Source organism: Aeromonas allosaccharophila, from assembly GCF_016026615.1.
In the GTDB taxonomy this organism is placed as follows: domain Bacteria; phylum Pseudomonadota; class Gammaproteobacteria; order Enterobacterales; family Aeromonadaceae; genus Aeromonas; species Aeromonas allosaccharophila.
On the sequence record NZ_CP065745.1, the window covers coordinates 1,276,211 to 1,297,822 of the forward strand.

At 53.6% G+C, this 21,612-nt stretch carries 21 protein-coding genes; 7 read left to right on the forward strand and 14 right to left on the reverse strand.

What is annotated here, in order from left to right:
* The first annotated feature begins 50 nt into the window (after positions 1-50).
* The gene (gene ppk2 / locus I6G90_RS05600; protein WP_197930150.1) at positions 51-872 is read left to right on the forward strand and encodes a polyphosphate kinase 2; all 822 of its coding nucleotides are present in this window, start codon (positions 51-53) and stop codon (positions 870-872) included.
* On the opposite strand, the gene I6G90_RS05605 is transcribed toward ppk2, so the two are convergent.
* Positions 796-2,541 (reverse strand): SulP family inorganic anion transporter, encoded by a 1,746-nt coding sequence (locus I6G90_RS05605; RefSeq protein WP_232254417.1) that lies wholly within the window; start codon positions 2,539-2,541, stop codon positions 796-798. The genes ppk2 and I6G90_RS05605 overlap by 77 nt on opposite strands.
* Positions 2,542-3,234: 693 nt before the next feature.
* Between I6G90_RS05605 and I6G90_RS05610 the strand changes: the two genes are divergently transcribed.
* Positions 3,235-3,891, forward strand: coding sequence for a HEPN domain-containing protein (locus I6G90_RS05610; protein ID WP_197930152.1), 657 nt, complete (start codon positions 3,235-3,237; stop codon positions 3,889-3,891).
* A gap of 39 nt (positions 3,892-3,930) precedes the next feature.
* On the opposite strand, the gene I6G90_RS21285 is transcribed toward I6G90_RS05610, so the two are convergent.
* Both I6G90_RS21285 and I6G90_RS05620 read right to left on the reverse strand, forming a co-directional pair.
* Positions 3,931-4,569, reverse strand: coding sequence for an ADP-ribosylglycohydrolase (locus I6G90_RS21285; RefSeq protein WP_232254418.1), 639 nt, complete (start codon positions 4,567-4,569; stop codon positions 3,931-3,933).
* A gap of 6 nt (positions 4,570-4,575) precedes the next feature.
* A complete protein-coding gene (locus tag I6G90_RS05620; protein ID WP_111806901.1) occupies positions 4,576-4,866 on the reverse strand; it encodes a DUF4258 domain-containing protein in 291 nt (96 codons plus the stop codon).
* A gap of 100 nt (positions 4,867-4,966) precedes the next feature.
* On the opposite strand from I6G90_RS05620, the gene I6G90_RS05625 reads away from it, so the two are divergent.
* Positions 4,967-5,908 (forward strand): WYL domain-containing protein, encoded by a 942-nt coding sequence (locus I6G90_RS05625; RefSeq protein WP_197930154.1) that lies wholly within the window; start codon positions 4,967-4,969, stop codon positions 5,906-5,908.
* A gap of 107 nt (positions 5,909-6,015) precedes the next feature.
* Here I6G90_RS05625 and I6G90_RS05630 read toward each other — a convergent pair whose 3' ends face one another.
* From I6G90_RS05630 to yhfZ, 10 genes are all read right to left on the reverse strand, one after another.
* Positions 6,016-8,202: a carbohydrate-binding protein gene (locus I6G90_RS05630; protein ID WP_197930156.1), complete on the reverse strand. Its 2,187-nt coding sequence runs from the start codon at positions 8,200-8,202 to the stop codon at positions 6,016-6,018.
* A gap of 79 nt (positions 8,203-8,281) precedes the next feature.
* Positions 8,282-9,202, reverse strand: coding sequence for a phosphopentomutase (locus I6G90_RS05635; RefSeq protein ID WP_197930159.1), 921 nt, complete (start codon positions 9,200-9,202; stop codon positions 8,282-8,284).
* On the reverse strand, positions 9,147-10,283 hold the full coding sequence (locus I6G90_RS05640) for an ISAs1-like element ISAs12 family transposase (protein WP_021141311.1): 1,137 nt from the start codon (positions 10,281-10,283) through the stop codon (positions 9,147-9,149). The genes I6G90_RS05635 and I6G90_RS05640 overlap by 56 nt, the downstream gene beginning before the upstream one ends.
* Before the next feature lie 202 nt (positions 10,284-10,485).
* On the reverse strand, positions 10,486-10,965 hold the full coding sequence (locus I6G90_RS05645) for an alkaline phosphatase family protein (protein WP_197930161.1): 480 nt from the start codon (positions 10,963-10,965) through the stop codon (positions 10,486-10,488).
* A 10-nt stretch (positions 10,966-10,975) separates the two neighbouring features.
* Positions 10,976-12,139, reverse strand: coding sequence for an alanine racemase (locus I6G90_RS05650; protein WP_197930163.1), 1,164 nt, complete (start codon positions 12,137-12,139; stop codon positions 10,976-10,978).
* Between the two features lie 71 nt (positions 12,140-12,210).
* Positions 12,211-13,512: a YhfT family protein gene (locus I6G90_RS05655; protein ID WP_197930165.1), complete on the reverse strand. Its 1,302-nt coding sequence runs from the start codon at positions 13,510-13,512 to the stop codon at positions 12,211-12,213.
* 10 nt (positions 13,513-13,522) lie between these two features.
* The gene (locus tag I6G90_RS05660; RefSeq protein WP_029303224.1) at positions 13,523-13,882 is read right to left on the reverse strand and encodes a DUF2620 domain-containing protein; all 360 of its coding nucleotides are present in this window, start codon (positions 13,880-13,882) and stop codon (positions 13,523-13,525) included.
* A gap of 13 nt (positions 13,883-13,895) precedes the next feature.
* Positions 13,896-14,774, reverse strand: a complete 879-nt coding sequence (locus tag I6G90_RS05665; protein WP_197930167.1) for a phosphotriesterase family protein — start codon at positions 14,772-14,774, stop codon at positions 13,896-13,898.
* Positions 14,774-15,142 carry a hypothetical protein gene (locus I6G90_RS05670; protein WP_197930169.1) on the reverse strand — a complete coding sequence of 123 codons (369 nt, stop codon included), beginning with the start codon at positions 15,140-15,142 and terminating at the stop codon, positions 14,774-14,776. Before I6G90_RS05670 ends, I6G90_RS05665 begins: the two co-directional genes overlap by 1 nt.
* A gap of 23 nt (positions 15,143-15,165) precedes the next feature.
* Positions 15,166-16,062 (reverse strand): GntR family transcriptional regulator YhfZ, encoded by an 897-nt coding sequence (yhfZ, locus tag I6G90_RS05675; RefSeq protein WP_197930171.1) that lies wholly within the window; start codon positions 16,060-16,062, stop codon positions 15,166-15,168.
* 386 nt (positions 16,063-16,448) lie between these two features.
* On the opposite strand from yhfZ, the gene sbcB reads away from it, so the two are divergent.
* Positions 16,449-17,876 (forward strand): exodeoxyribonuclease I, encoded by a 1,428-nt coding sequence (gene sbcB / locus I6G90_RS05680; RefSeq protein ID WP_197930173.1) that lies wholly within the window; start codon positions 16,449-16,451, stop codon positions 17,874-17,876.
* A 155-nt stretch (positions 17,877-18,031) separates the two neighbouring features.
* Positions 18,032-18,532, forward strand: coding sequence for a hypothetical protein (locus I6G90_RS05685; RefSeq protein ID WP_139405582.1), 501 nt, complete (start codon positions 18,032-18,034; stop codon positions 18,530-18,532).
* Positions 18,533-18,609: 77 nt separating this feature from the next.
* Here the strand turns inward: I6G90_RS05685 and I6G90_RS05690 are convergent, their stop codons facing one another.
* A complete protein-coding gene (locus I6G90_RS05690; protein ID WP_197930175.1) occupies positions 18,610-20,319 on the reverse strand; it encodes a glycoside hydrolase family 36 protein in 1,710 nt (569 codons plus the stop codon).
* Between the two features lie 177 nt (positions 20,320-20,496).
* Between I6G90_RS05690 and I6G90_RS05695 the strand changes: the two genes are divergently transcribed.
* Both I6G90_RS05695 and I6G90_RS05700 read left to right on the forward strand, forming a co-directional pair.
* A complete protein-coding gene (locus tag I6G90_RS05695; RefSeq protein ID WP_101347227.1) occupies positions 20,497-20,853 on the forward strand; it encodes a CidA/LrgA family protein in 357 nt (118 codons plus the stop codon).
* Positions 20,850-21,536 carry an LrgB family protein gene (locus tag I6G90_RS05700; protein ID WP_197930177.1) on the forward strand — a complete coding sequence of 229 codons (687 nt, stop codon included), beginning with the start codon at positions 20,850-20,852 and terminating at the stop codon, positions 21,534-21,536. The genes I6G90_RS05695 and I6G90_RS05700 overlap by 4 nt, the downstream gene beginning before the upstream one ends.
* Positions 21,537-21,612 lie beyond the last annotated feature (76 nt).

Below are 21,612 nucleotides of genomic sequence, written 5' to 3' on the forward strand. Positions count from 1 at the left end.
CAAGCGGCCCGACAACAGGCGGCAACAACAACTCACCAGGGATGACGATCATGAGCCACAAGAAATCAAAATCAGCGCCATCGGATCCGACCACAGACAAGGAACCGCTTGGCAACAAGGCATACGAGAAGGAGTTGCGGCGCCTGCATGCCGAGCTGGTGAAACTGCAGCAGTGGGTGGTACACAAGGGGCTCAAGGTCTGCATCGTCTTTGAGGGCCGTGATGGCGCAGGCAAGGGGGGAACCATCAAGGCGCTCACCGAACGGGTCAGCCCCAGGGTGTTCCGGGTGATCGCGCTGCCCGCCCCCACTGAGCGGGAGAAGAGCCAGCTCTATTTTCAGCGTTACATTCCCCATCTGCCGGCCGCGGGGGAGATCGTGATCTTCGATCGCAGCTGGTACAACCGGGCCGGTGTTGAGCGCGTGATGGGATTCTGCAGCCCGGAGGCCAGCGACAAGTTCCTGGCTGGCACCCCGCTGGTCGAGCGGGCCATGGTCGATTCGGGCATCATACTGCTCAAATACTGGCTGGAGGTCAGCCCTGCCGAACAGGAGCGTCGCCTGCGAGACCGGATCGATGATGGACGCAAGATCTGGAAGCTCTCCCCCATGGATATCAAATCGTTTGATCGCTGGGATGAGTACACCCAGGCACGAGATGCCATGTTTGCAGCCACCGACACCGCCTGGGCGCCCTGGTTTGTAGCCCGCTCTGAAGACAAGAAGCGGGTGCGGCTCAATATCATTTCTCACCTGCTCGCCCACGTCCCTTATGAGGCATTGCCAAGCGCGCCCATCAAGTTGCCAAAGCGCAAGATCGGCAAGATAAAACCGGCCGATCATCCATTTCGCTATATTCCGGAACTATTCTGAGCCCGTCGGGGGAGCTAACGCTCCCCCTGCTCCCCTGACCATTGTTGCTGATACTGACGGATCGCCGCTCTGGCATTAAATAACAGACGCGTCTCTCCCAACTGCCGGGCCAGACCACAGCGGCGGACATTTTCCAGCACCTCGGGATTGAGCCCAGCCAGAGCTCACCCCCCTTGAGCCGCGCATGCTGATCTCCCTCCACCAGCATCATCAGTGCCGAATACTCCACATCAGTGACGCGACTCATGTCCAGTACCACCACCCGGGGCTGATGCTGTGCGATCAACTGCCGGATCCGGGCCGCGACATGCTGCACATTGATGAAAAAGAGGCGCCCCTCCGGACGAAGGATGAGCAGCCCCGTAAAGGTCTCATCATCGGGATGACGCTCCGACAAGGGGCGCAAGACATCCTCTCCGGGTTTGCGCCCGATCACATAGACCCGGGGCTGGGCCGTCTGGCTCGCCAAGCCCAGCAGTGAGGCCAGGATGGCCACCACAATTCCCTGCAGGGTGCCAAAAATCAGTACCCCCAGGCAGGCGATGATCGCCCAGCGAAACTCCATCATTCTGATCTGGCCAATCTTGCGAAATTCACCCGGCTGGATCAGACCCACCGAATAGACGATCACCACCACGGCCAGCGTGGCGTGCGGCAGCCAGGAGAGCAGCGGTGCCAGAAACAGCATGGTGGCCAATGCCATCGCCGCCGTCACGACAGACGCCCGCTGGCTGACACCACCCACAGAGCGCACCACGGCCGTCTGGGACGTCCCCCCTCCGGCGGGCATACTGCCACAAAATGTGCCACCCAGATTGGCAAGCCCGGTGGCAACCAGCTCCCGGTTCGGGTTGAGCTCCGGCTCTCCCTCCCCGACAAAGGCTCGGCCCGCAGCAATGGTTTCGGTAAAGCTCATCAAGGCTATCCCGGCGGCGCCTTGCAACAGTTGCAGTACCAGCGCCAGATCAGGCAATCTCAACGCGGGCAGGCCGGTAGGAATAGTGCCGACAATCGACACCCCCTGCTCGTTCAGGCCCAACCCCCATACCAGCGCGATACCGATGGCAACTCCCAGCAAGGGCGCGGGTGAGTGCGGGAAACGCCACTCCATGAACACCAGCACCGCCAACGTCACCAGGGCGATGGCCAGCGTCAACCATGAGGTCTGGGGCAAGGCCTGCAACAGATGGTAAACATCGGCAAAAAAATTCTCTTTATGGATATGCACGCCGAACAGTTTGGGTAGCTGGTCCAGAATGATCACCAACCCGATCCCCCCCTTGAAACCGACCAGCACAGGCAAAGAGATAAAGTTGGCGACAAACCCCAACCGCAACACCGCCGCCAGCATCAGCAATATCCCGACCAGCATGGTCAGGGTTGCCGTGACGGTCAGCAGCCGGTCGGGATCACCATCCGGTACCACGATTCCCAGCTGGGTCGCGGTCAGGATGGCCAGCGTACTGGTCGAGCTGACGCTGAGTACTCTGGAAGAGCCCAGCAGCGCGTAAAGCACCATGGGAACAAACGCTGTATAAAGACCGATCGCCACCGGCAACCCCGCCACGGTGGCATAGGCCATCGCCTTGGGTAGGACCACGGCAGCAGCGGTGATCCCGGCCAGTAAATCGGCAGTGGCACCCGGCTTGGCAGACGTGAATGATGACATGTTACCTCCATGAACGATTTCAGCCCCGTGGCGCTCGACCCGGGCGGTCAGTCCTCCCTTGCACCGTGCCGCCAGCACATGGCGCGAAATAATAGACGGTGCTTGCTCTAACTATCTGTCAAAACCTGATGGGTCATGCCGGTAGTTGCCAAATAAAGCTGACAGGCCACAAAACCAGCATAAACAGCTGTAGGCTCTCTTTGCATGTACACCACTGAAGCGGGGCCACACACTCGGCGCCAGACACCTGTGGTCATAGTACGCAAGGGGTTGTTAATCAGGGGCCACATTCCAGTAGAGATCTGTGAGACCCGCGGCACTCATCGCCCCATCGCTGTGGTAAGGTGGACCGAAATGGAGCTTTGTTTGAGGAATGTCATGCCGATTGCACCACCCCCCTCCACTTTTCGCTGCCCAAAGTGCGGCTGGCACAAGACGGTTGCTCCCAAGAGCGATGTGATGGTGCGTGGCCACAGCTGGTTTGAGGCCTGTCCCGAGTGTCATCATGCGCCACTTGAACGCTCGCCAGCGTCGGTGTTGGAACTGGCCATGGCAAAGATCAGAGATGTGATTGGCAAGTGACCATCACCACGGCCAGAACGCCATGCTGATATCCCGATCACCTATCGCAGATGACCTTGATGTCACTGGTGCAAACTATTCATCCGAACCTGATTGAAAAGGAGTCCATCGTTGAATTTTGAACAGTTGAAAACCCGCCACCGCACACTGCGTAAACACGCCCCCGGCAACCTCAACCTGCGGGTCCATCGGGCATTAAGCTGGCTGCAACGCGCCGAAATGGCCGAAGATGAAGATGGCCGCTTCATCTTTCTCTGGATTGCGTTCAATGTGGCTTATGCCACTGAAATCGATGACAATCGTCGCCTCTCGGAACAGGAGACCTTCAAAGGCTTTCTGGAGAAACTGTGCGACCTGGATGAACACCAGCATATCGAGCAGCTGGTCTGGCAAGAGTTCTCGGGCAGTATCCGCATACTGCTGGACACCCCGTTTGTGCTGCAAAGCTTCTGGGATTATCACAGCGGCAAGATAAGCGAAACCCAGTGGAAAGAGCGGCTGGCACAAGGCAAGAAGATGGCGACCCTGGCGCTTACCAGCGGCAACACCCCGCAGTTGCTGGGTGTGGTGTTTAACCGCCTCTATACCTTGCGCAACCAGTTAATCCATGGCGGTGCGACCTGGAACAGCTCGGTCAATCGCAAACAATTGAAGGATTGTGCCAACCTGCTCGGCAAGCTGGTGCCGCTGATCATCGAGTTGATGATGACCCATCCCGATACCCTGTGGGGAGATGCCTGTTACCCGGTGGTTGAGCTGGCGGGTTAACCGCGTGCAAGATGGCGGGGTAACGACTGCCCTGACTCTTCAATCCGCCCGATCTGACAGATAGAAGGCACCGGTCAACAGACCATAGGCCAACCGCACCCGCTCATCCCTGCCGAGCAGCACACCGAGTAGCACTTCGCCGCTGGCCAAATCGTCACCATGCCAGAAGCACCAGAGGGCTGCCTCCACTACATCCAGCCAGCTGGCATGGCCCAGCTGATTGCGAGACTTGCGCCGCCAGCTGCCACGCACCACGGCACAGGTATTCGGGGATCTGGCCGCCAGCGCCCGCTGCTCCATCACGCTTGACGTGAGTCCATCCAGCTTGGCCTGACGGCTGCCGCGCCCTCCTCGCAGCAATTTGTCGAGTAGCAGCGCCAACAGACGAAACGCATCCTGATCTTCAAAGCTGGCATCCTCCCCCAGCAAATCGGCTGCACCGGTCATCAGTTGCTCACGCCCCTGATAGATCGGCTGTGATGTGCAATCCAGCCGATGTTGCTCGACATGGATAGCCAATGCCGTCACCACCGCCAACGGTGAAGTCTCACCCTCTTGGTGACACGTGCCTTTGGCAAGCAGAACGGTCAGCTCCCAAGCTCGCTCGGCTGACAGCAGGCAATAGATCCCCTTGATCAGGGGCATGGCCGCCTGACCTGATAACAGACTTGAGTTCATAGCGCCTCAGTGACGATCGCGTTTGAAGTGAGTGGTTTTATGACCGACGGTGACAATCTCGCCGTCTTGCAGGACCAGATAGTGACGGCGCAGACGCTGGCAACATGCCGCTGGCAATCCGTACTCGGCTTGCAGCATGGCCACTCCTTTGCGATCGAGATAAACCAGTTCGCGCCCCTGGTGATAAGCAGAGCGTCCGATGTTCAGCAGCATATCCACCAGCTCGGGTGCAATACCGCGCTGCTGCATCCGGCACGCGGCATGATGGCTGTACGCACTATCCAGCTTCCCGTTCATAACGTGCTCCTTTGGCGCTCATTTCGATGGACTCATTATATGTAGCCTGTATACTCATGCCGATACTGGTTACATAAACATGTCGCATTTTGGAGCACGTATGGCACCCAAAGAGCTCACCTGGGATCAAACCCTGCGCTTTCGTCTGCTGGAAATCGTATTGCAGTGGGAGGGACGGCTGACCACTAATCATTTGATGACCGCCTTCAATATCGGTCGCCAACAGGCGTCACGGGATATCAACCACTACCTGACCCACTACTCACCGGAAGGGTTGGTCTATGACAGAAGCCTGAAGGGATACAAACCCACAGAACACTTTGTGCCGCGCTTTAGTGAGGGAAAAGTAGATGAGTACCTGATGCTGCTACACCGTGAAAAGCAGCACCAGCGCCAACATGAAGCGGGCCTGTTGACCCTGCCGCTGATGGATCTGCGCTACGGCCATATCGAGATCCTGGATGTGCCAAACCGCCATATCGACCCGAAAATCGTGCGAGGTTTAGTGCAGGCGGCGCGCGGCCAGTTACGGGTCGATGTCGATTACGTATCCCTCAGTTCAGAGGAGCAGAGCGGCCGCAATATCGTGCCCCACACTCTGGTCTATGACGGGATCCGCTGGCACGTACGTGCCTACTGCGAGAAGAAAAGGGAATATCTGGACTTTGTGATGAGTCGTTTTCGCGGCGAACCGGATCTGCTGGATGCCTCCCCTCACGGCCGGGATCAGGATCTGGAATGGAACACCCAGGTAACTGCTGTTGTCGTTCCCAATCCAAGTCTTAGTCAAGGGCAGCGAGCCATCATCGCCAGCGACTACGCCATGCCAGATGGCAAGCTGCTGATCAGCCAGCGTATCCCTTTGATGCACTATGCACTGGAACGGATGCAAGTGAGCTATAACGGCGAACACCAACAACATCCCCTGCTCTACCCGCTGGTGCTGTCCAACCGGGAGGAGCTCATCCAGCAAGGCTGTACCTTCAAGCTCAAGAGTGCGGATTTGCTTTTACCAAGCATTTCACCAGACTCCACGCGTTAATAACGACGGGTAAAGAGAGGGTGTTCAAAAGAAAAATTCCCGAGCAATGCTCGGGAATTTTTGGATAAGAAACAACCGCATTAGGTTATAACGTGTCAGCACACACTTTACTGACAAGCGCCCACCAGCTTCCAGGGACCGCCCTGATCCGGCTGACTATTTGTGTTCCACCACTTGGCCTCGTAGAGGTTGCCGACATAGGTCGCCTTGTCACCGGTGTTGTACACCTGAGTGCTGTCCCAGGAGGTCGGACAGGCACTGCCCTTCTCGAAGCTCACTTCAAGGCGGTGATTGGCCGCCAAGCTCGGGAAGGTATAAGCGCTCGCCACCGGCTGGGCCGCGCCATCAACGGTGATACTCTTCACCCGATAACCGGGATTAGGAATAAACGCGACTGTCAGTGCACTTCCCCCTTTTGCCTGAATGATACCCGCGGTATCCGGTGCAGGAGAGATGGTGCCACCGGTGCCGACAACACTGGCACGGATGTCGAACATCACGGGAACATCGATCGTCACCTCTTTGTACTGCCCGCTGAAGCCGGAGAAGTTCTGTGCGGAGAGACTCTTCACATCAGTATTGCGCAGGATAACGATCTTCTTGTCACCCTTGGCAAACGGCTCGAGCAAGGTCAGCTCGGTGTTGGCGCCATTTTGAGTTAACTTTACAGCAGAAAATGGCACTGGCTGATTGCTCGGAACGGTCAGCACCGTTTTTTGCGGATTGAAGCTGTTCACCACCAGCGACATATTCCAGCCCCAGGTTTTGTGATCAAGCGGCACGATAAAGCCCAGACGATCAAAGCTGCCGGTCACGTTGAGGAACATGTCAGGCGACAGGTCGGCCAACGTCAACCCCATCAGCTCATACGAAGCATAAATGCCACCGTCATCGGCTTGGGGACCAATCACCACCGAGGAGCTGGTCTCATAAGCTTTGAGATGTTTGAACCCAATCCCCGACGAACCCTCGATACGATCCACCTTGGGGTCAAACTGGGCGACGACCTGCTTGCCTGAATTCCACGCCAGCGTGTACACCATGGACTGAATGATCACTTGTGAAGGATTGGCCAGTACATCGCCAGCATTGATGTTGTTCAAAATAATTTTTTGCCCAGAAACATCGATTTCAGTGCCATTTTTCCCCTGAGTGACCACCATGGACGCCAGAGGTGATTCGCTGGACCAGCCACGTAGTACGATCTTATCCTGGCCGATCACAAAGTCGGTAACCGTGGTGATAGAGCCCTTCTGCTCATTGAGCAGCAGCTGGTTGTTGCCGCCCCCCAAGATAACAGTGTCATTCCCCCACCCCGCCATCAGTACTTCATCGTAAGGGGAGCCTTGGGTGACGCTGTCACCAGGCACATCAAATAGTGTGTTGTAACCGCCAAACTTATGCACATATTTGGTGATACAAGTTCCCTGCTCGTCACACGTGATCTTGTCTTTTGTCAACAGCTCAGCGGTTCCCCACGCCCCACGCAAGTGAGCTGCGGCCAGGATACCGGACATAGTTGCCTTGACCGTTACCTGTTGCCCGTTATCATCAGTATCGGTCCAGCTTTTCGACAAGGCCTGTGCCCAGGTCATATTGGCATCTTGTAGTAGCTTGCTGATGACCTTGTAGTTGAAGTGCATGACATCCCGGATCACCAGCTCCTGTTTATCGGGCTTGATGAAATCGGTGAAATTGTTGACCCCGTTCTTGCCGATAAAATGCCCTTGCCAACGGTTAATATCCGTTACGTACACCTGATTACCGCCTGATCCCGGGATTTCAGCCAGCGCCTCGGTTTTACAACCGCTCCAGGTCGAATCGGGCACGAACATATAAAAGCTGTCGTATTCCTTACCTGCAATCTGTACTGTCGGCGGGCTGTAATAGCCTCCATCGATCAATACCGCTTCACCCAGCTGATACCCGACAAAGCCCCACGCATTCATCGAGCTGTACTGCATCAACTTGAACATGCTCGGATCATGAGGGGTATTTTCGTTATAGATGCTGCCAAGACCCAGTTTGGTAAAGTACTGCTTTATCGTGGTAGGCTCTTGCACCATACTCCCTGTGGCGCAGTCCCTGACGAGTCGACCAGGCTTGGTGACCTTAGCGTAGGTATAAACGGGGTTATCCAGATTATCGAGGTAAAACTGACTCAGTGCCGGATTAATACCCGACTCGAAATTTCTGAGACTATCGAGAAACTCTTGCATTCCCCCAGTTGAGGCAGATGCCGTGGTCGCAACAAATATGCCACCTAATAATGAAAGACTTAATCCATGTTTCATCGAGCAACTCCTGATTGATAATATCGATTTATCTCACCTAAATACCCAGTAAGGCGTGAAAATAAAAACAACCATAGCCTTATATATCGTCAAACACCAATCTTATTGGTGATCCAAATTCTGGCAGGGGGGCATTAAAGAAATGGGCGACACTGGCCCCCACATCAGATAGCGTATCGCGAACACCTAACTCAACCCCCTTTAATTCATGGCTAAATAACAATATTGGCACCATTTCTCTAGTATGAAGAGAATGGCCGATAAAGGGATCGTTGCCATGATCGGCCATAACAATCAGAATATCGTTTCTGGACATCACTGCTATGATGTTTGATAGTCCAGCATCAGCCCTCTCAAGCGTATTCCAGTAACGCTCTGCATTTTGCTGGTGACCGGAAAGATCCGTTTCCTGAACATTGAGGCAGAAAAATGCGTTATCCTCCCTAACCACATCCCGTTGTAATAAATCGAAGAGCGTATTGGTGTCAACTACTCCTGGATATGAGACACCGTGTTCATTCTCTACGATATCGGCTACCTTACCATATAAGAACGTCTTGATTCCGACCTGATTAAGACAGTGTGGCACTTGTGTCGATGAATCCACTCCATAGCCAAGGTGAATAACCTTGAATCCGTTGTTATAGGCACCAGAGCGGGGAGCATTGACTCCAATAAATGTTTCATTGCCGTTTTTGTCTGGTTTTGTTTCTATGGCTGAATAGATGTCATCCATTGAATCCACCAGTCCACCAAAAGCAATGTTTCGGCCAGCCTCGTTATATTTTCTGACTACTTTCCCAATCTTCATGACGTCATCGAACGATATCAGATTCAGGTTAGCTGTGATGTTATATACTTGGCCCAACTCAGCCTCGAGGTTATCCCCGATCAATACACAGTTGTTGACCTCAAGCAGGCAGGGTGAGAGCGTGAACATTTTGTTAAATTTCACCCAGTTTTTTGAGACCCGCATTGAGTACCGTTTCCAGATATTCACTGCTCATTCCTGCGATTTTTTGCTTCCGTCTTACGCTCGCCTTGCGTGAAGTCTCGGCCCTGAGCATGTTCAGCCCCATGTGCCGGATGCACGCCAAAATCTCTGCGGCATCACCGCGATAAATCGGGCAATCATCCTCGCCCATCGTGACGTCCAGCACCCAGTGCAGGCTATTTTCGATGGCCCAGTGCCCACGCACCGCTCGCGCAAACTCATCCTGCACCAACGCTTTGGAACTGATGAAATAACGCTGCTCTATGGTAATTTTTTGCATATTTTCAACGCGATAGGAGATGGCCACGCCAATGCTGTGCAACTGTTTCCAATGAGGAAACTGGGCGGCCAACTCGCCCGCCGCCATGACATGGTACTCACGACCATCGATGCGGCCATGAGCCTTCTCAAGCGTCATCGTCTCTGCGCATAACGGGGTGGCCGCCAGCGGGGCGAGGGCCTGTCGAACCGCCTCGAACAACTTGGGTTGGTTGCCTTTGACGGCCAATAAGTAATCGCCACCTTGCTGAAGGATGGTCTCGGCGATCTCGGTCTGGCACCCCATCGCATCGATGGATACCAGGCAGCCTTTGATGTCGAGCAGCGCCAGCAACTCGGGAATAGCGGTAATTTCATTGGACTTGGCGTCGGTTTTTATCTGTCCGAGCACCAGCTTATTGGCGGCGGCATAGGCACTGACCATGTGAATGGTCGACGTTCGATCCTCACGGTCATAGGAACTGCGCAGGGTTTTGCCATCGATAGCGACCAGGGCGCCATCGGTGTGCTGGTTAATGGCTTGAGTCCACCGCACAAAGGCGGCCTGAAACGGCTCTGGTTTGATGCCGGAGATGATCCTGGCAATGGTGTCATGGACAGGAATGCCGTTTTTAAACAGTCCCTTGGATTGAAACCAGGGAAGATGAACCTCGCCGAAATCCTCAATATCTTCCCAGCCCTCAGCCCCGCCGATCACGGCACAGACGGTGAGAAACAGGACATCGTAGAAGGGATAATAAATCTTGGCATGCTGGCGAGGGTCGTGAATATTGTCGAAGAACTGAGCGAAAACGGCATCAATAGACATGAGAGCACTCCTGAAAAGGAGCATGAGATCACAGCCGGATCACCAGGTCAAATTTCAGGGTGAGGATGTGAGCAAATTGTTAACTATGGAAATCATGGAAATTATCATTTTTTGGATTTCATGCGCATTTTTTGAGCTGAAATGACGTGCAGTGACGATTAAAAAGTGTGAAGGCGATCCTGACTATAAAGTTAACTGCATATCACAGGCCTATAAGTATTTGTTTTGTAGGCAAAAAACTATTTTTAATTTTTAACAAAATGTTCACGATCTCGCCCTGCTCAAGCAGGGCAAGCGCATCCCGATAAATTCGGTTTACCTGGTATCCTTCGGCAATCAATCCAGCCTCAATCTTGTCGATATATCTCTTGAAGGGTGCTTGTAGCGGTGATCTCGGTTTGGTCCCCATGATCTCCTGATGCCCCATAAAGGTGTCACACCCTTCGTGGCCCAGCATTGACTTACCCCAGTTTGCAGTCTCACTACGTTGCATCACCGAGTTGACTGAGTAGACCGAATTCAGCAATCCAAGCCGTGCCAACGTCGGCAGATGTTTATCTGAAAAATGCTCAATGAGCTTTCTTGCTGTATTAGCACCGTGATCTTGTGGTCGGTCAGTCTGTACATCAGGCATTTCGCCGATACCAAAGCCATCTAGGACGACAACAATAAACCTTGCCATAATCCCTCCCTTACAGCTCTCGCCCTTGCGAATCATAGAGTCCGATAATTTTCGGGGTCCCTGTCGATACCCCTGAAACCAGTGCAACATCACTCCGGGTCACAAACACCTGAGAGCGGAAAGCCATGATGACGGGTGTTCCGACGGGACACGTTCCCGCCAACTGGATGTGATAATCGATGCTGCCATCATCACCTGCCATAAACGGCATGAAGCGTCCGTGTGGATCTGAACCGTCCATTGCCAGTGCACCACAAATACGTCCACGCCGATAATATCCACCACCATAGCAATAACTATTTCCGCTATGCTGATGAGATATCTCACTCAAATAGAGCATCGCTATTTTTTCTGGCTGCATCCCATTCTGATTTGATGGAATAGTCCCGGTCAAAGCATGTCCTGGTTCGCCATGTGTCCCACCTCGAGAAGCAATTAGAGGTATCGTTTCACAACTAGTGGAAGACGGAACATTGACCTGTGATATCCGGCAACCCAATCGTTCAGCCTGCTCTTTGGCAGTCATCGTTGTCCTGAAATTATGCGTGGCAACGGTCACATCTTTATCTTCATCATAGAGAAAACTGGGGAAATGAGTGACCCCCTCTACGGCAATATTTGGCAGTGCAGATAATGACTGAATAACTTCATCCAGCTCACTTAACAGAAATCCAGATTCCTGACTGGGATAGATAATGTCACCATGCTGATAAAACTTGACCATAATCTTTTGAACTACATTCGCGTTAACTGCGGCAGATGAAATCTCCTTGGCCTTTTCAATCGAATAAACGGTGATAACCTCAGGTTTGGTAATACTCACCAATTCATGGACTATCCCACTTGGTGGTTGAACCAAATGCCCGACATGACTAACATTTATTCCCAGAGCTGAAAAATGGCGGGCCTCTTTAAAATCAACACAGACAATACCATCATAACCTAACTCATCGACCAACAATTTTGCTAAAATTGGATTACGTCCAAATTGCTTCGTCATCGCATAGAGAGTGACCCCATACTCATCAGCAGTTTTCTTTATCACTCTGGCATTTTCAACAAACTGGTCGACATCAATGAGATAAGTATCAGGCAACACTTGGTTGGATTTTAATAATTCAGTTGCACATTCTATAAATCTCGGATTTTGTTTTTTCAATGCATCAAGAAACATCTTTTCTCACCTTATATATAGCTTACCCGGCCCGATAGGTTTCAGGCTGTCAAACCGGGTGAACCCTAGAATCAGATATTAAAAAGCCCGACAACATTGAAAACATTGAGCGCAACACCAGTTAAAATTGCCGCAAGAGCAGGAGCTGCGATCTTGAGTACAGGACGTCCCATCACTTCATTGAGGAAGAACAAAATAGTGAAAATGGTAATTCCGGTGGTTCCACCCATTTTCATTACCGCCAATACACCACCAATAAGAAGTGCAAATTCCATCAGCGTGTTCATCGAGTTACGGATATTATCCGATGCATTACGAATAGATGGGAATTGTTCCAGGAAATGGCCGATCCGACGTAGCAGGAATACTTCCGCACAAATAGTCAAGGCACCCAACACCGCCGCAACCGGTACGTTGGGTGAGAGGTAACCAACTACAAACACAAAGGTCATCCCGACAACACCATATACACCAGTGGCCAGTGCCGTTGTGGCGATCAGGGGCACAAAGCCAAGCCCGCGCATAAATTCGGAGAGGGCAACCTGGTTGATAGCCGTCTGCTGCGCGACAGGGTCGGTCAGCTTGTATGCATCTGCCAGTGGATAGATAGACACTTCGGAACCAGCAAAATAGCCCGCGTTGACAACCACGGCGACCAACGCACCGGTTGCCGCCAGGAACGGCAGGTTTTTCATGATGCGCTTGGTGCGTTCTTCAAACAAACTGTGCATACCCGACATATCGGGCGGCGCGATACCATTTTTCTTATCGTTGATGTCTTTGTAAATGGCAGTTCCTACCAGCATCATCATCCCTACGAAGATTTGCAGGGACTCAGGATAAATAGTGGTAAATTTCATCGTGGCCAGCCGGGCCAGCACAATAACCGCAGCGGAAATAGCACCGGCTTTCCAACCGAACTGATAAAAGATGGCTAGCAGCGGAAACAGTGCAAAAGCGGTCATCACTGGCGTACCCAATTCACCCAATGCACCAACCGCATCGACAGGCAATCCGGTCAATACCGCATTCACACCGGAAAGAGAGGTAACAACCAAAATCCCCCACAAACCGCCAGCTAATGCGGCTTGCCAGCGCCGAGCCATCATCACACCAAGAATGTCGGTCGGTAGAAAGAGCAGCCAAGGGTTTAGAAGACCAGTGGAGAGCGTAAACGAAATACCGACTGAGGCGACGAAACCAATCGACAAGCCAAACGCCACGGATCCCGCATCACGCCGCGACATATTTCCTTCGACGACTTGGGGCAGGATCGGTCTGATCCCGTCATGAAATACCGATGCACTCATATTGGCCAACAGAGCTGTCATGGCACACAACAGAGTGACTAACCCTAATTGCATAATGTCCATTTTTGTACCCTCAATTGGCAGCAAGCTTGGTAATTAATAACGGAATGGCATGTTCGACATGTTCCACTGAAAGACCAAATGCAACCTTACCCTCTTGAATAAATTTCTCCACCTCTTCGGACTTTGCCTTGATGGAAGGTTTGGCAATGGTGCAGCTTTTCGGATAACCGATAATGGCGATAGCGATAGAGAGTGCAGCCCCAGCACCGGTATTACAGCACCCGATGTAATAATCCAGGACTCCCGCCTTTACCTTCATGGCGGCATCCATATCATTGAGAATATGACACTCGAACTCCCCCGGTGCAGCTTGCTCAATCTGAGCTTTTATCTGCTCACGTTGCAATCCAGCGATCCCTATTTTTTTCATTTTATATCCAGCCTCATTTAAAAAAGTGGTAAGGGGTAAGACGTAACATTTGTTCTATTTGATCTTTGCTAATACCTGAATCAAGTAATTGTGGAATAAAACTTTCCACCAGATAGCAAAACCCAGGGCCTCCATTTTTTTTAAGGTGTGATTTTCTCGTTATATCCATAGACAGCATGACTCTATCCAACAAATTCCTGCTGGCCAATTCTTTCAGCATGTTGATTCTCGACGAATCAGGGAAGTAACTGTTCTTGCCGATAGTGTCAAACTGAACATGACAGCCCTGTTCAATCAACCACAAGATGTCATCTAGATTATTTTTAAGATCGCAATGACCGATAGTGATCCTTTCCATTTCGACTGAATACGACTTGAATAACTTCACCTGTTCTCTTGCCATGGTACTCATAGAAAGATGGGTCGAGATTGGGCGGCCAGTCTCATAATGTGCCATAGCTGCAGCTTCGAATACTTTTCGCTCAGTTTCGGTAAATGTGTTCTCGCTACTACCAATCTCCCCAATGACACTTGCTTTAAGTGCACTTTTATCAATGCCCACCGTAATTTCATGCACCATCTCATCGCAGATCTCGCGAGCTGACATACGGTAGAGCTTTTCTGGAAAAAATCCTTCAATGTAATAACCGGTCGACATAAGTACATTCATACCGGTATCCAGCATCAAACTTTCAATAAAATGAGGATTTCTCCCCATAAAATGATTGGTCATCTCAATAATGTTGATTACTCCACATTTCTTGAGTGCGAGAAGTTCATCCCGGATCAGCTCGTAGCTATTCAGAAGACAGTCGTCATCCTGTTTTTGCGAAGAGAGGTCAATGTGCAGATGTTCATGGCAATAAGTGTAACCATCGAGATTAATCGACATTACATGTTCTCCTGACATGAGTAGTGCAGTGATAAAAGATTACTCAACATAAATGTTTTCTCGCTATCAGGAGTAGTTGCAAGGTCAATTGCATCGAGCATTTTTCGGTTGAGAGCATCCATTTCATGAAAGAATGGATCTTCCTGCACTTCAGCAAACAGGGATGGGTCCATACCTTGCTCGATAGGCGCTCCGGATTTAATCCTATCAAATGCCCTAGCCAGATGAACAATCATCATCTGGAACTGCTCGTTATCATCACTGACAGGAAAGCATTCACGGAGACCATCCATCACTACTAGACATGCTTTTAATGCATCATTACTGATCACATTGGCTGACTGGAGTAACTCTAATCGCTCTATCACTGCATATCTCCATACTCAAAATATTAATAACTGGGTATCAACTTCCCTTTAATAACCAAACGCTGATGCCCCAAAAGTTGATGAACATCAAGTAATTTATTAATTAGCTCGCTGATATGCGGGCTCTGGCGACTGACAAGAATGACCGCCTGGGATGCCTGACGGCATTCATCAATATGCTGGAGCGATTTTTCACTCAGCCCCGATACATCCATATCGATGGCCTCGGGCAACCACACGACCGCATCAATTTGTCCGGAAACGAGATAACTCAAGCTGTTGGAATAGTTGATCTCGACAATTTCAATCTCCTTTCCTACAAACGCCTTCTCGGTCAGAATGCTCTGGTCGGGAGATGCCGGATCCACCCCCACGCGCCTGATGGTTTCATATTCGTTTGTCCGATAAATCAGACGGTGCTCGAGTGAATAGGACTCTGCCCCCAGATCCGCCAGGATCTTAACGCTACCGCCAAACGTACCGGCTGCAAGCTTGGACATAATGGCCAGGTCATAAACACCGTTTTTCAAACATTCGGCCCGCACATTGGCGCCGCGCATATGGGCAAAATAGAGCGGCAGGCTGCCAAGTTGAGCTTTCAAGCCACTGGCCAGTCCCTCGTAGTGCTTTGTATAAGGTAGCGGCATTGCGCATACCACATGGCTGATGCCGGAATAACGAACCAACTTTTGATAATCGAGCTGTCGAATATAGGTCCCGTTACGCCCCTGTTTGCTCAGGCTGACCGCCTTATCATTTTCCAGCGTGGTAAACGCCTTCTGTATAAATCCGACCGATACACCGATCTCGTCCGACAAGGACTCTATCGTCCTCAGACGGTCGTCAGGCTGGGTCGTCATGAGATACTTCGCAAGGCATATCACCGCCATGCCTTCTTTACTGATGTATGGGTTTGTCATTATTTTTATCTTCATTATTTTGAATAAATGATACACCAGAGATTTCGTCCAAAACTAAACGATTGCTCAAATTTGTGAGCGCCTTCATAACAAATCGGATGAGCGCGGATCCTTGCAAAAAAACCACGGGCAAGATCAACGCGACTCAAAAGAGCAATGTCTCCGACCTACTGAAGCGGTGGATGTAGTGACATAGTAAATTTGGCCACCTGATTGGCTGACTCCCCTCGATTTCTATGAGGTCTCTGTCCGCCCAATAAACCATCACCTGCGCGGCTCGCCCTTCGTTCTGCCTGCGCTATGGTTTACCATGCAGGCAATTGTGGTGCCTGGCACCGCCCACCCTGGCGCCAGGCGCCGTCATCGGATACCTCATCTCGAGCAACATGAGCAAAACAGCACACGCCGGCAACGAGCCCACATTCTACTTCCACGACTACGAGACCTTCGGCATCAGCCCCGCCAAAGACAGGCCGTCACAGTTTGCCGGTATCCGTACCGATGCGGATTTCAACCTCATTGGCGAGCCGCTGGTGATTTATTGCAAGCCGCCAGCAGACTACCTGCCGGATCCGGAGGCATGCCTCATTACCGGCATCACGCCACAAAAGGCGATGAAAGACGGGCTGTGCGAGGCGGATTTCATTCGCCAGATCCACGAGCAGTTCGCCACCCCGAATACCTGCGTGCTGGGCTACAACAGCATCCGCTTCGATGACGAAGTGACCCGCTACACCCTCTATCGCAACTTCTATGACCCCTATGCCTACAGCTGGCAAAACGGCAACTCCCGCTGGGACATTCTCGACATGCTGCGGGCCTGCTATGCCCTGCGGCCGGAGGGGATTGAGTGGGCGTTTGACGATGAGGGCAAGCCGAGTTTCCGGCTGGAGAAGCTGACGGTCGCCAACGGTGTGGCGCACGCCAATGCTCACGATGCGCTCTCGGACGTGCTGGCCACCATCGAGATGGCCAAGCTGGTAAAAAAAGCCCAACCCAAGCTGTTTGGTTACCTGTTTGACCTTCGTAACAAAAACAAGGTGAAGGCGCTGATTGACGTGGTGACCATGAAGCCGCTGGTACACGTCTCCGGCATGTTCTCCCCCTGGCAAGGGTGCGTGAGCTGGGTCTCGCCGCTCGCCTGGCATCCCACCAACCAGAATGCGGTGATCATGGTGGATCTGACCCGCAACCCTACCCCGCTTATCGAACTCACCAGCGAGGAGATCCGCGAGCGCCTCTACACCAAGAAAGAGGAGCTGGGGGATCTCGCGGCTATTCCGGTGAAACTGGTGCACATCAACAAGTGCCCGGTGCTGGCACCTGCCGCCACCCTGACGCCAGAGCGGGCCGATGAGCTGGGCATCGATCGGGAGCAGTGCCGCAAGAGCCTGGATCTGCTGCGTGCCCACCCGGAGGTGCGGGAAAAACTGGTGGAGGTGTTCAATCAGGAGTTTGCCGGCAGCAATGACAGCGACCCCGATACCCAGCTCTACGCCGGATTCTTTGGCCACGGCGACAAGTCCACCATGGATCTGGTGCGCGCCACCCCGGCGGATCTGCTGGGTGAGCGGGAGTTTGCCTTCACCGATTCAAGGCTGCCAGAGATGCTGTTTCGCTACCGCGCCCGCAACTGGCCGCACACCTTGAGCGAAACGGAGCAAAAGCGCTGGCGCCTGCACTGCAGCGACTACTTCAGCCGCCGTCTGCCGGACTATGTGCCCCGTCTCGAGGCGCTGGCAGAGCAGAACCAGAGTAACGAACGGAACTTTGCGATTCTCAAGAGTCTCTATCGCTATCTGGAAGATTTATGAGTTGTGAGTAGTTTCACAATAAATCCTTCCCGCCCATCCCCTTCTTCAGGTCATAATGACGAAGGGGATTTCCCAAAAAACCAATATCTTGCAACGTCCTGAGCGGATGTTTCCCAAGCAAGAGATCTGTTTGGCCGAACGGAAGCCATTTGCTGATGCCTCGTCACCACGCATTGCTCGGATTACTGACCCTGCTGCCGCTGGTAGCCAACGCCGCATACCGGTTCGATGTGCCGGACTATCTTGCTCGCCTGCCGGAGCAAACCTATCGCATCGTCGAACACAACTTCAGCACGCTCTACCAGCAGACTGACTTCACTCCCCAGATCACCAACAGCTACTTCAACGGTTCCCATCTCTACAAGTTTGTCGGGGTGCCGCTGGCCATCAGTGCCCAGTCCGGTTTTCAGCTGGAGGTATTTGGTCAGGCCTATAACCGTGCGTCACAGGCGTATACACACCTGAGCGAGGATATGTCCCTCTATCGGGTGATGCGGGTTGATCTGATGGGGAACCCCAACGATCAGCTGGCCATCGGCTTCGGTCTGGGGATACCCCTCACCCCGTTGCTGACCCTCAAGGCGATCGCCTCCGGCAGCGACATTCCGGGCTATGGCTCCGCCAAATACGCCATCGGCTTTGAGTGGCGTTACTAACTGCGGCGTGATAACTAGTGATTGAAAACAATTCAGGCTCCGTGATGGAGCCTGAATTGTTTGTAGTGACGCAGTGATCAGGTGTAGTGGATCACCCGCCCCTCGCCCCCTTGCAGGGTCACGCTTGTGCCGACAGCCTGCTCATCCCAGAAATCTCTTCCCCCTTGCGGCAGCAGAAACTCCTGTGGTTGCGCCTCCCAGTTGAACAGGCAGAGCAAGGATCCCCCTTGCGGCAGGTTCACTTCGCCGCAGGCAAAGTCCATCGACTCGAAACGGGCAGAGGGTGCTCGGGCCGCGCAGAGCTCCAGCAGCTTACGCAGTTGCGCCGCCTGCTCCTCATCGAGATCTTGCAGTCGATCACCCGCCAGCATCATGCCGCCGCTCGCTACCAGTGCAGCCAGATGGAAGCTGTATTCAGTCTGGCTTGCCTGCTGGGTCGGCAGATCCCGCAGGCAGATACAGTCGGGGTCGAGAGCCCAGAGCTTGTCATTTTGCCAGGCACGGCAGAAGGCCTCGCGGGCAATTTGGCGATAGCGGTGGCCGTTGCGCTCCACATCATCGCTCACCCGCATGCCGTGCACCAGCCCAAGGCTTGGCCAGATGGGGGCGTTGCAACCGAGCAGGAAAGCCCCTTCACCTGCACCGCGCAGGATGGCCGCCGTACCGCGCCGATATGCTTCAACCCGGGTGGCGGCCGAGTCGTGGAATCGACCACCGTGGATTGCGCCCCAGAAGTTGGCATCGAGCTTGAAGTAGTGGATGCCCCACTGCTCACGCAGGGTGCGGAACACCTGCTCAAGGTGCGCTTGCACCTCGGGGTGGGTACCATCCAGCACATACCAGGGAGTGCAACGCCAACCGCCATAAGTCACTCGTTCGGAAGGGAGCGGCAGACCGTCATCCCCCTTCACAAACCAGTCGGGATGATCCTGAAACACCTGCGAGCTTGGTTCGGCAATAAAGGGAGCGACCCAGAGAGCGGGCTCGCAGCCAGCCTGTTTGATCTCGGCGGCCAGTGAGGCCACCCCTTGCTCGAACTTGGCGGAGGGCGTGAGCCAGTCGCCCATTTTGGCCTGATAACCGTCATCGATCTGCACATAACGCAGGACCGGGAAGCGCTCGGCACGCACCTGCAGGTTCTCGCGAATATCGGCAGCGCTCACCTCGGCATAGTAGTGATACCAGGAACACCAGCCATTGGGGCGCTCACCCACCTGGCCGATCAGCGAGCCGTGCTCGGCCTCGATCATCCGGGCCAGCTCGGCCAGCAGATCCTCGCGCTCCGCCCCTTCGAGACAGATCAGCGCCTCGCTCTGCCAGTGCTCACCGGCCGCGAGTTCCCGCCCTTCGCAGTTCATCAGGATCTGCAAGCGACCATCGGGATAGAGGCGAAACTCCCCGCCAAAACGGTGACAGCTGGCAAAGGCGAGCAGCAGCCACCCCTTGTTATGCTCCACCAGCAACAGGTTGTGAATGGTGTGATGGCCATTGTCATCGGTGATGCGATAGACGCTGGCATCGGGACAACGGCCGACATGTTGCGGTGATTGCCAGCTCCCCATGGTCTGGGCCAACATCTGGAATCCTTCGCCATAGATGGCGCTCTCCACCGGCAGGCCAAGCTTGCCGTCAAACAGCACCCAGTGGTCAACCGGGGTAGCATCAGCGCCGGTGTTGTCGAGTCGCACCCGGCACAGAGGCCCTTCCCACTGACGGGTTTGCAGCAGATGGGGGGGCAATGCGTTATCGTTCGCCAACTGGCGAACTCGGGACAAGAGGGATGTCATCACTACTCCTTGTAGTTCGAAAAAGGGTTCTATCAGACGATGTTCAAAAGATTGTTCAACCGATCATCGCCATACAAATCAGCTTCAAATGAACTGATTTCAGTTGTTATTGTTTTAATGCCGCGACCCGGCCTCTCTGGTAAACTGCGATTTTTCTTCCCAGTCGATGAGGCTCACGTGATCGCGCAACGCGCCTTGCTTTACCTTCGTGACTTTATGGTCATCGTCGCCTGCCTGCTGGCAGGCAAAACCGTGGCAGCCATCCTGCCCTTCGCCTTTCCCGGCAGCATCATCGGCATGCTGCTGCTGTTTGTGCTGCTCTCCCTGCAACTGATCAAGCTGCACTGGGTCGAGCTGGGCGCTGGCTTGCTGCTGCGCCACATGGGCGTTTTGTTCGTGCCGGTTGCAGTCGGGCTGGTGGCCTGGCTTGAGCCCCTGCGCCAATCCTTCGGCGTCATCATGCTCTGCATCGTGCTCGGGATCGTGCTGATCCTCGCCACCGTCGGTCGGCTCTACCAGAGGATGAACAAATGATCTTCTGGCTCGCCATTCCCTTAACGCTCGCGCTCTATTTCGCCACCCGCGCCCTCTATCGCCGCCTGCCCTGGCCCATCATCAATCCGGTGCTGGTGCCGACCGCGGTGATCATCGGCCTGCTGCTCTGGTTTGATCTGCCCCTTGAGCAGTACGAGCGCGGCAGCAGCCCCATTACCATGCTGCTGGAGCCCGCCGTGGTAGCGCTGGCGCTGCCGCTCTATCAGCAGGCACGCCAAATTCAGGCCAAACTCAAGCCCATCCTAATCTGTACCCTCGCCTCCGTCTTGATCTCGGTGTGCACAACCCTGCTGATCGGTCACTTTATGGGCACAGCTCCGGCGCTGCTCGCCTCGCTTGCCACCAAATCGATCACCACCCCGCTCGCCATGAGCGTCAGCCAGTCCATCGGCGGCATTCCCGCCATCGCGGCCGCCGTGGTAGTGGTGGTGGGGATTGTCGGCGCCCTGATCGGCTATCCGCTGCTCAAATTGCTGAAAGTGACTGACCCGGAAGCGCAAGGACTCGCCATGGGCGCTTGCGCTCACGCCATCGGCACCGCTACCTCTGCCGAAAAGGGGATCACCCAGGGGGCCTTTGCATCGCTCGCCATGGTGGTGTGCGGGATCCTTACCGCCGCCGTCGCCCCGCTGCTGTTTGCCATCTATCACTGGCTGATCTGATCGTACTGTTGACCACAGATTGAGCACCCCGAGGGGCCCGCTGGCCTCTCGGAGTGCGACCTGCCGCACAATTTGC

Excerpts from the sequence above, each read along its gene's own strand:
- I6G90_RS05690 (WP_197930175.1), bottom strand. The coding sequence starts at position 20,319 with ATGACATCCCTCTTGTCCCGAGTTCGCCAGTTGGCGAACGATAACGCA.
- I6G90_RS05605 (WP_232254417.1), bottom strand. The coding sequence starts at position 2,541 with ATGTCATCATTCACGTCTGCCAAGCCGGGTGCCACTGCCGATTTACTG.
- sbcB (WP_197930173.1), top strand. The coding sequence starts at position 16,449 with ATGAGCAAAACAGCACACGCCGGCAACGAGCCCACATTCTACTTCCAC.
- I6G90_RS05685 (WP_139405582.1), top strand. The coding sequence starts at position 18,032 with ATGCCTCGTCACCACGCATTGCTCGGATTACTGACCCTGCTGCCGCTG.
- I6G90_RS05665 (WP_197930167.1), bottom strand. The coding sequence starts at position 14,774 with ATGTCGATTAATCTCGATGGTTACACTTATTGCCATGAACATCTGCAC.
- I6G90_RS05645 (WP_197930161.1), bottom strand. The coding sequence starts at position 10,965 with ATGGCAAGGTTTATTGTTGTCGTCCTAGATGGCTTTGGTATCGGCGAA.
- yhfZ (WP_197930171.1), bottom strand. The coding sequence starts at position 16,062 with ATGACAAACCCATACATCAGTAAAGAAGGCATGGCGGTGATATGCCTT.
- I6G90_RS05660 (WP_029303224.1), bottom strand. The coding sequence starts at position 13,882 with ATGAAAAAAATAGGGATCGCTGGATTGCAACGTGAGCAGATAAAAGCT.
- ppk2 (WP_197930150.1), top strand. The coding sequence starts at position 51 with ATGAGCCACAAGAAATCAAAATCAGCGCCATCGGATCCGACCACAGAC.
- I6G90_RS05700 (WP_197930177.1), top strand. The coding sequence starts at position 20,850 with ATGATCTTCTGGCTCGCCATTCCCTTAACGCTCGCGCTCTATTTCGCC.
- I6G90_RS05655 (WP_197930165.1), bottom strand. The coding sequence starts at position 13,512 with ATGGACATTATGCAATTAGGGTTAGTCACTCTGTTGTGTGCCATGACA.
- I6G90_RS05620 (WP_111806901.1), bottom strand. The coding sequence starts at position 4,866 with ATGAACGGGAAGCTGGATAGTGCGTACAGCCATCATGCCGCGTGCCGG.
- I6G90_RS05630 (WP_197930156.1), bottom strand. The coding sequence starts at position 8,202 with ATGAAACATGGATTAAGTCTTTCATTATTAGGTGGCATATTTGTTGCG.
- I6G90_RS21285 (WP_232254418.1), bottom strand. The coding sequence starts at position 4,569 with ATGAACTCAAGTCTGTTATCAGGTCAGGCGGCCATGCCCCTGATCAAG.
- I6G90_RS05650 (WP_197930163.1), bottom strand. The coding sequence starts at position 12,139 with ATGTTTCTTGATGCATTGAAAAAACAAAATCCGAGATTTATAGAATGT.
- I6G90_RS05625 (WP_197930154.1), top strand. The coding sequence starts at position 4,967 with ATGGCACCCAAAGAGCTCACCTGGGATCAAACCCTGCGCTTTCGTCTG.
- I6G90_RS05640 (WP_021141311.1), bottom strand. The coding sequence starts at position 10,283 with ATGTCTATTGATGCCGTTTTCGCTCAGTTCTTCGACAATATTCACGAC.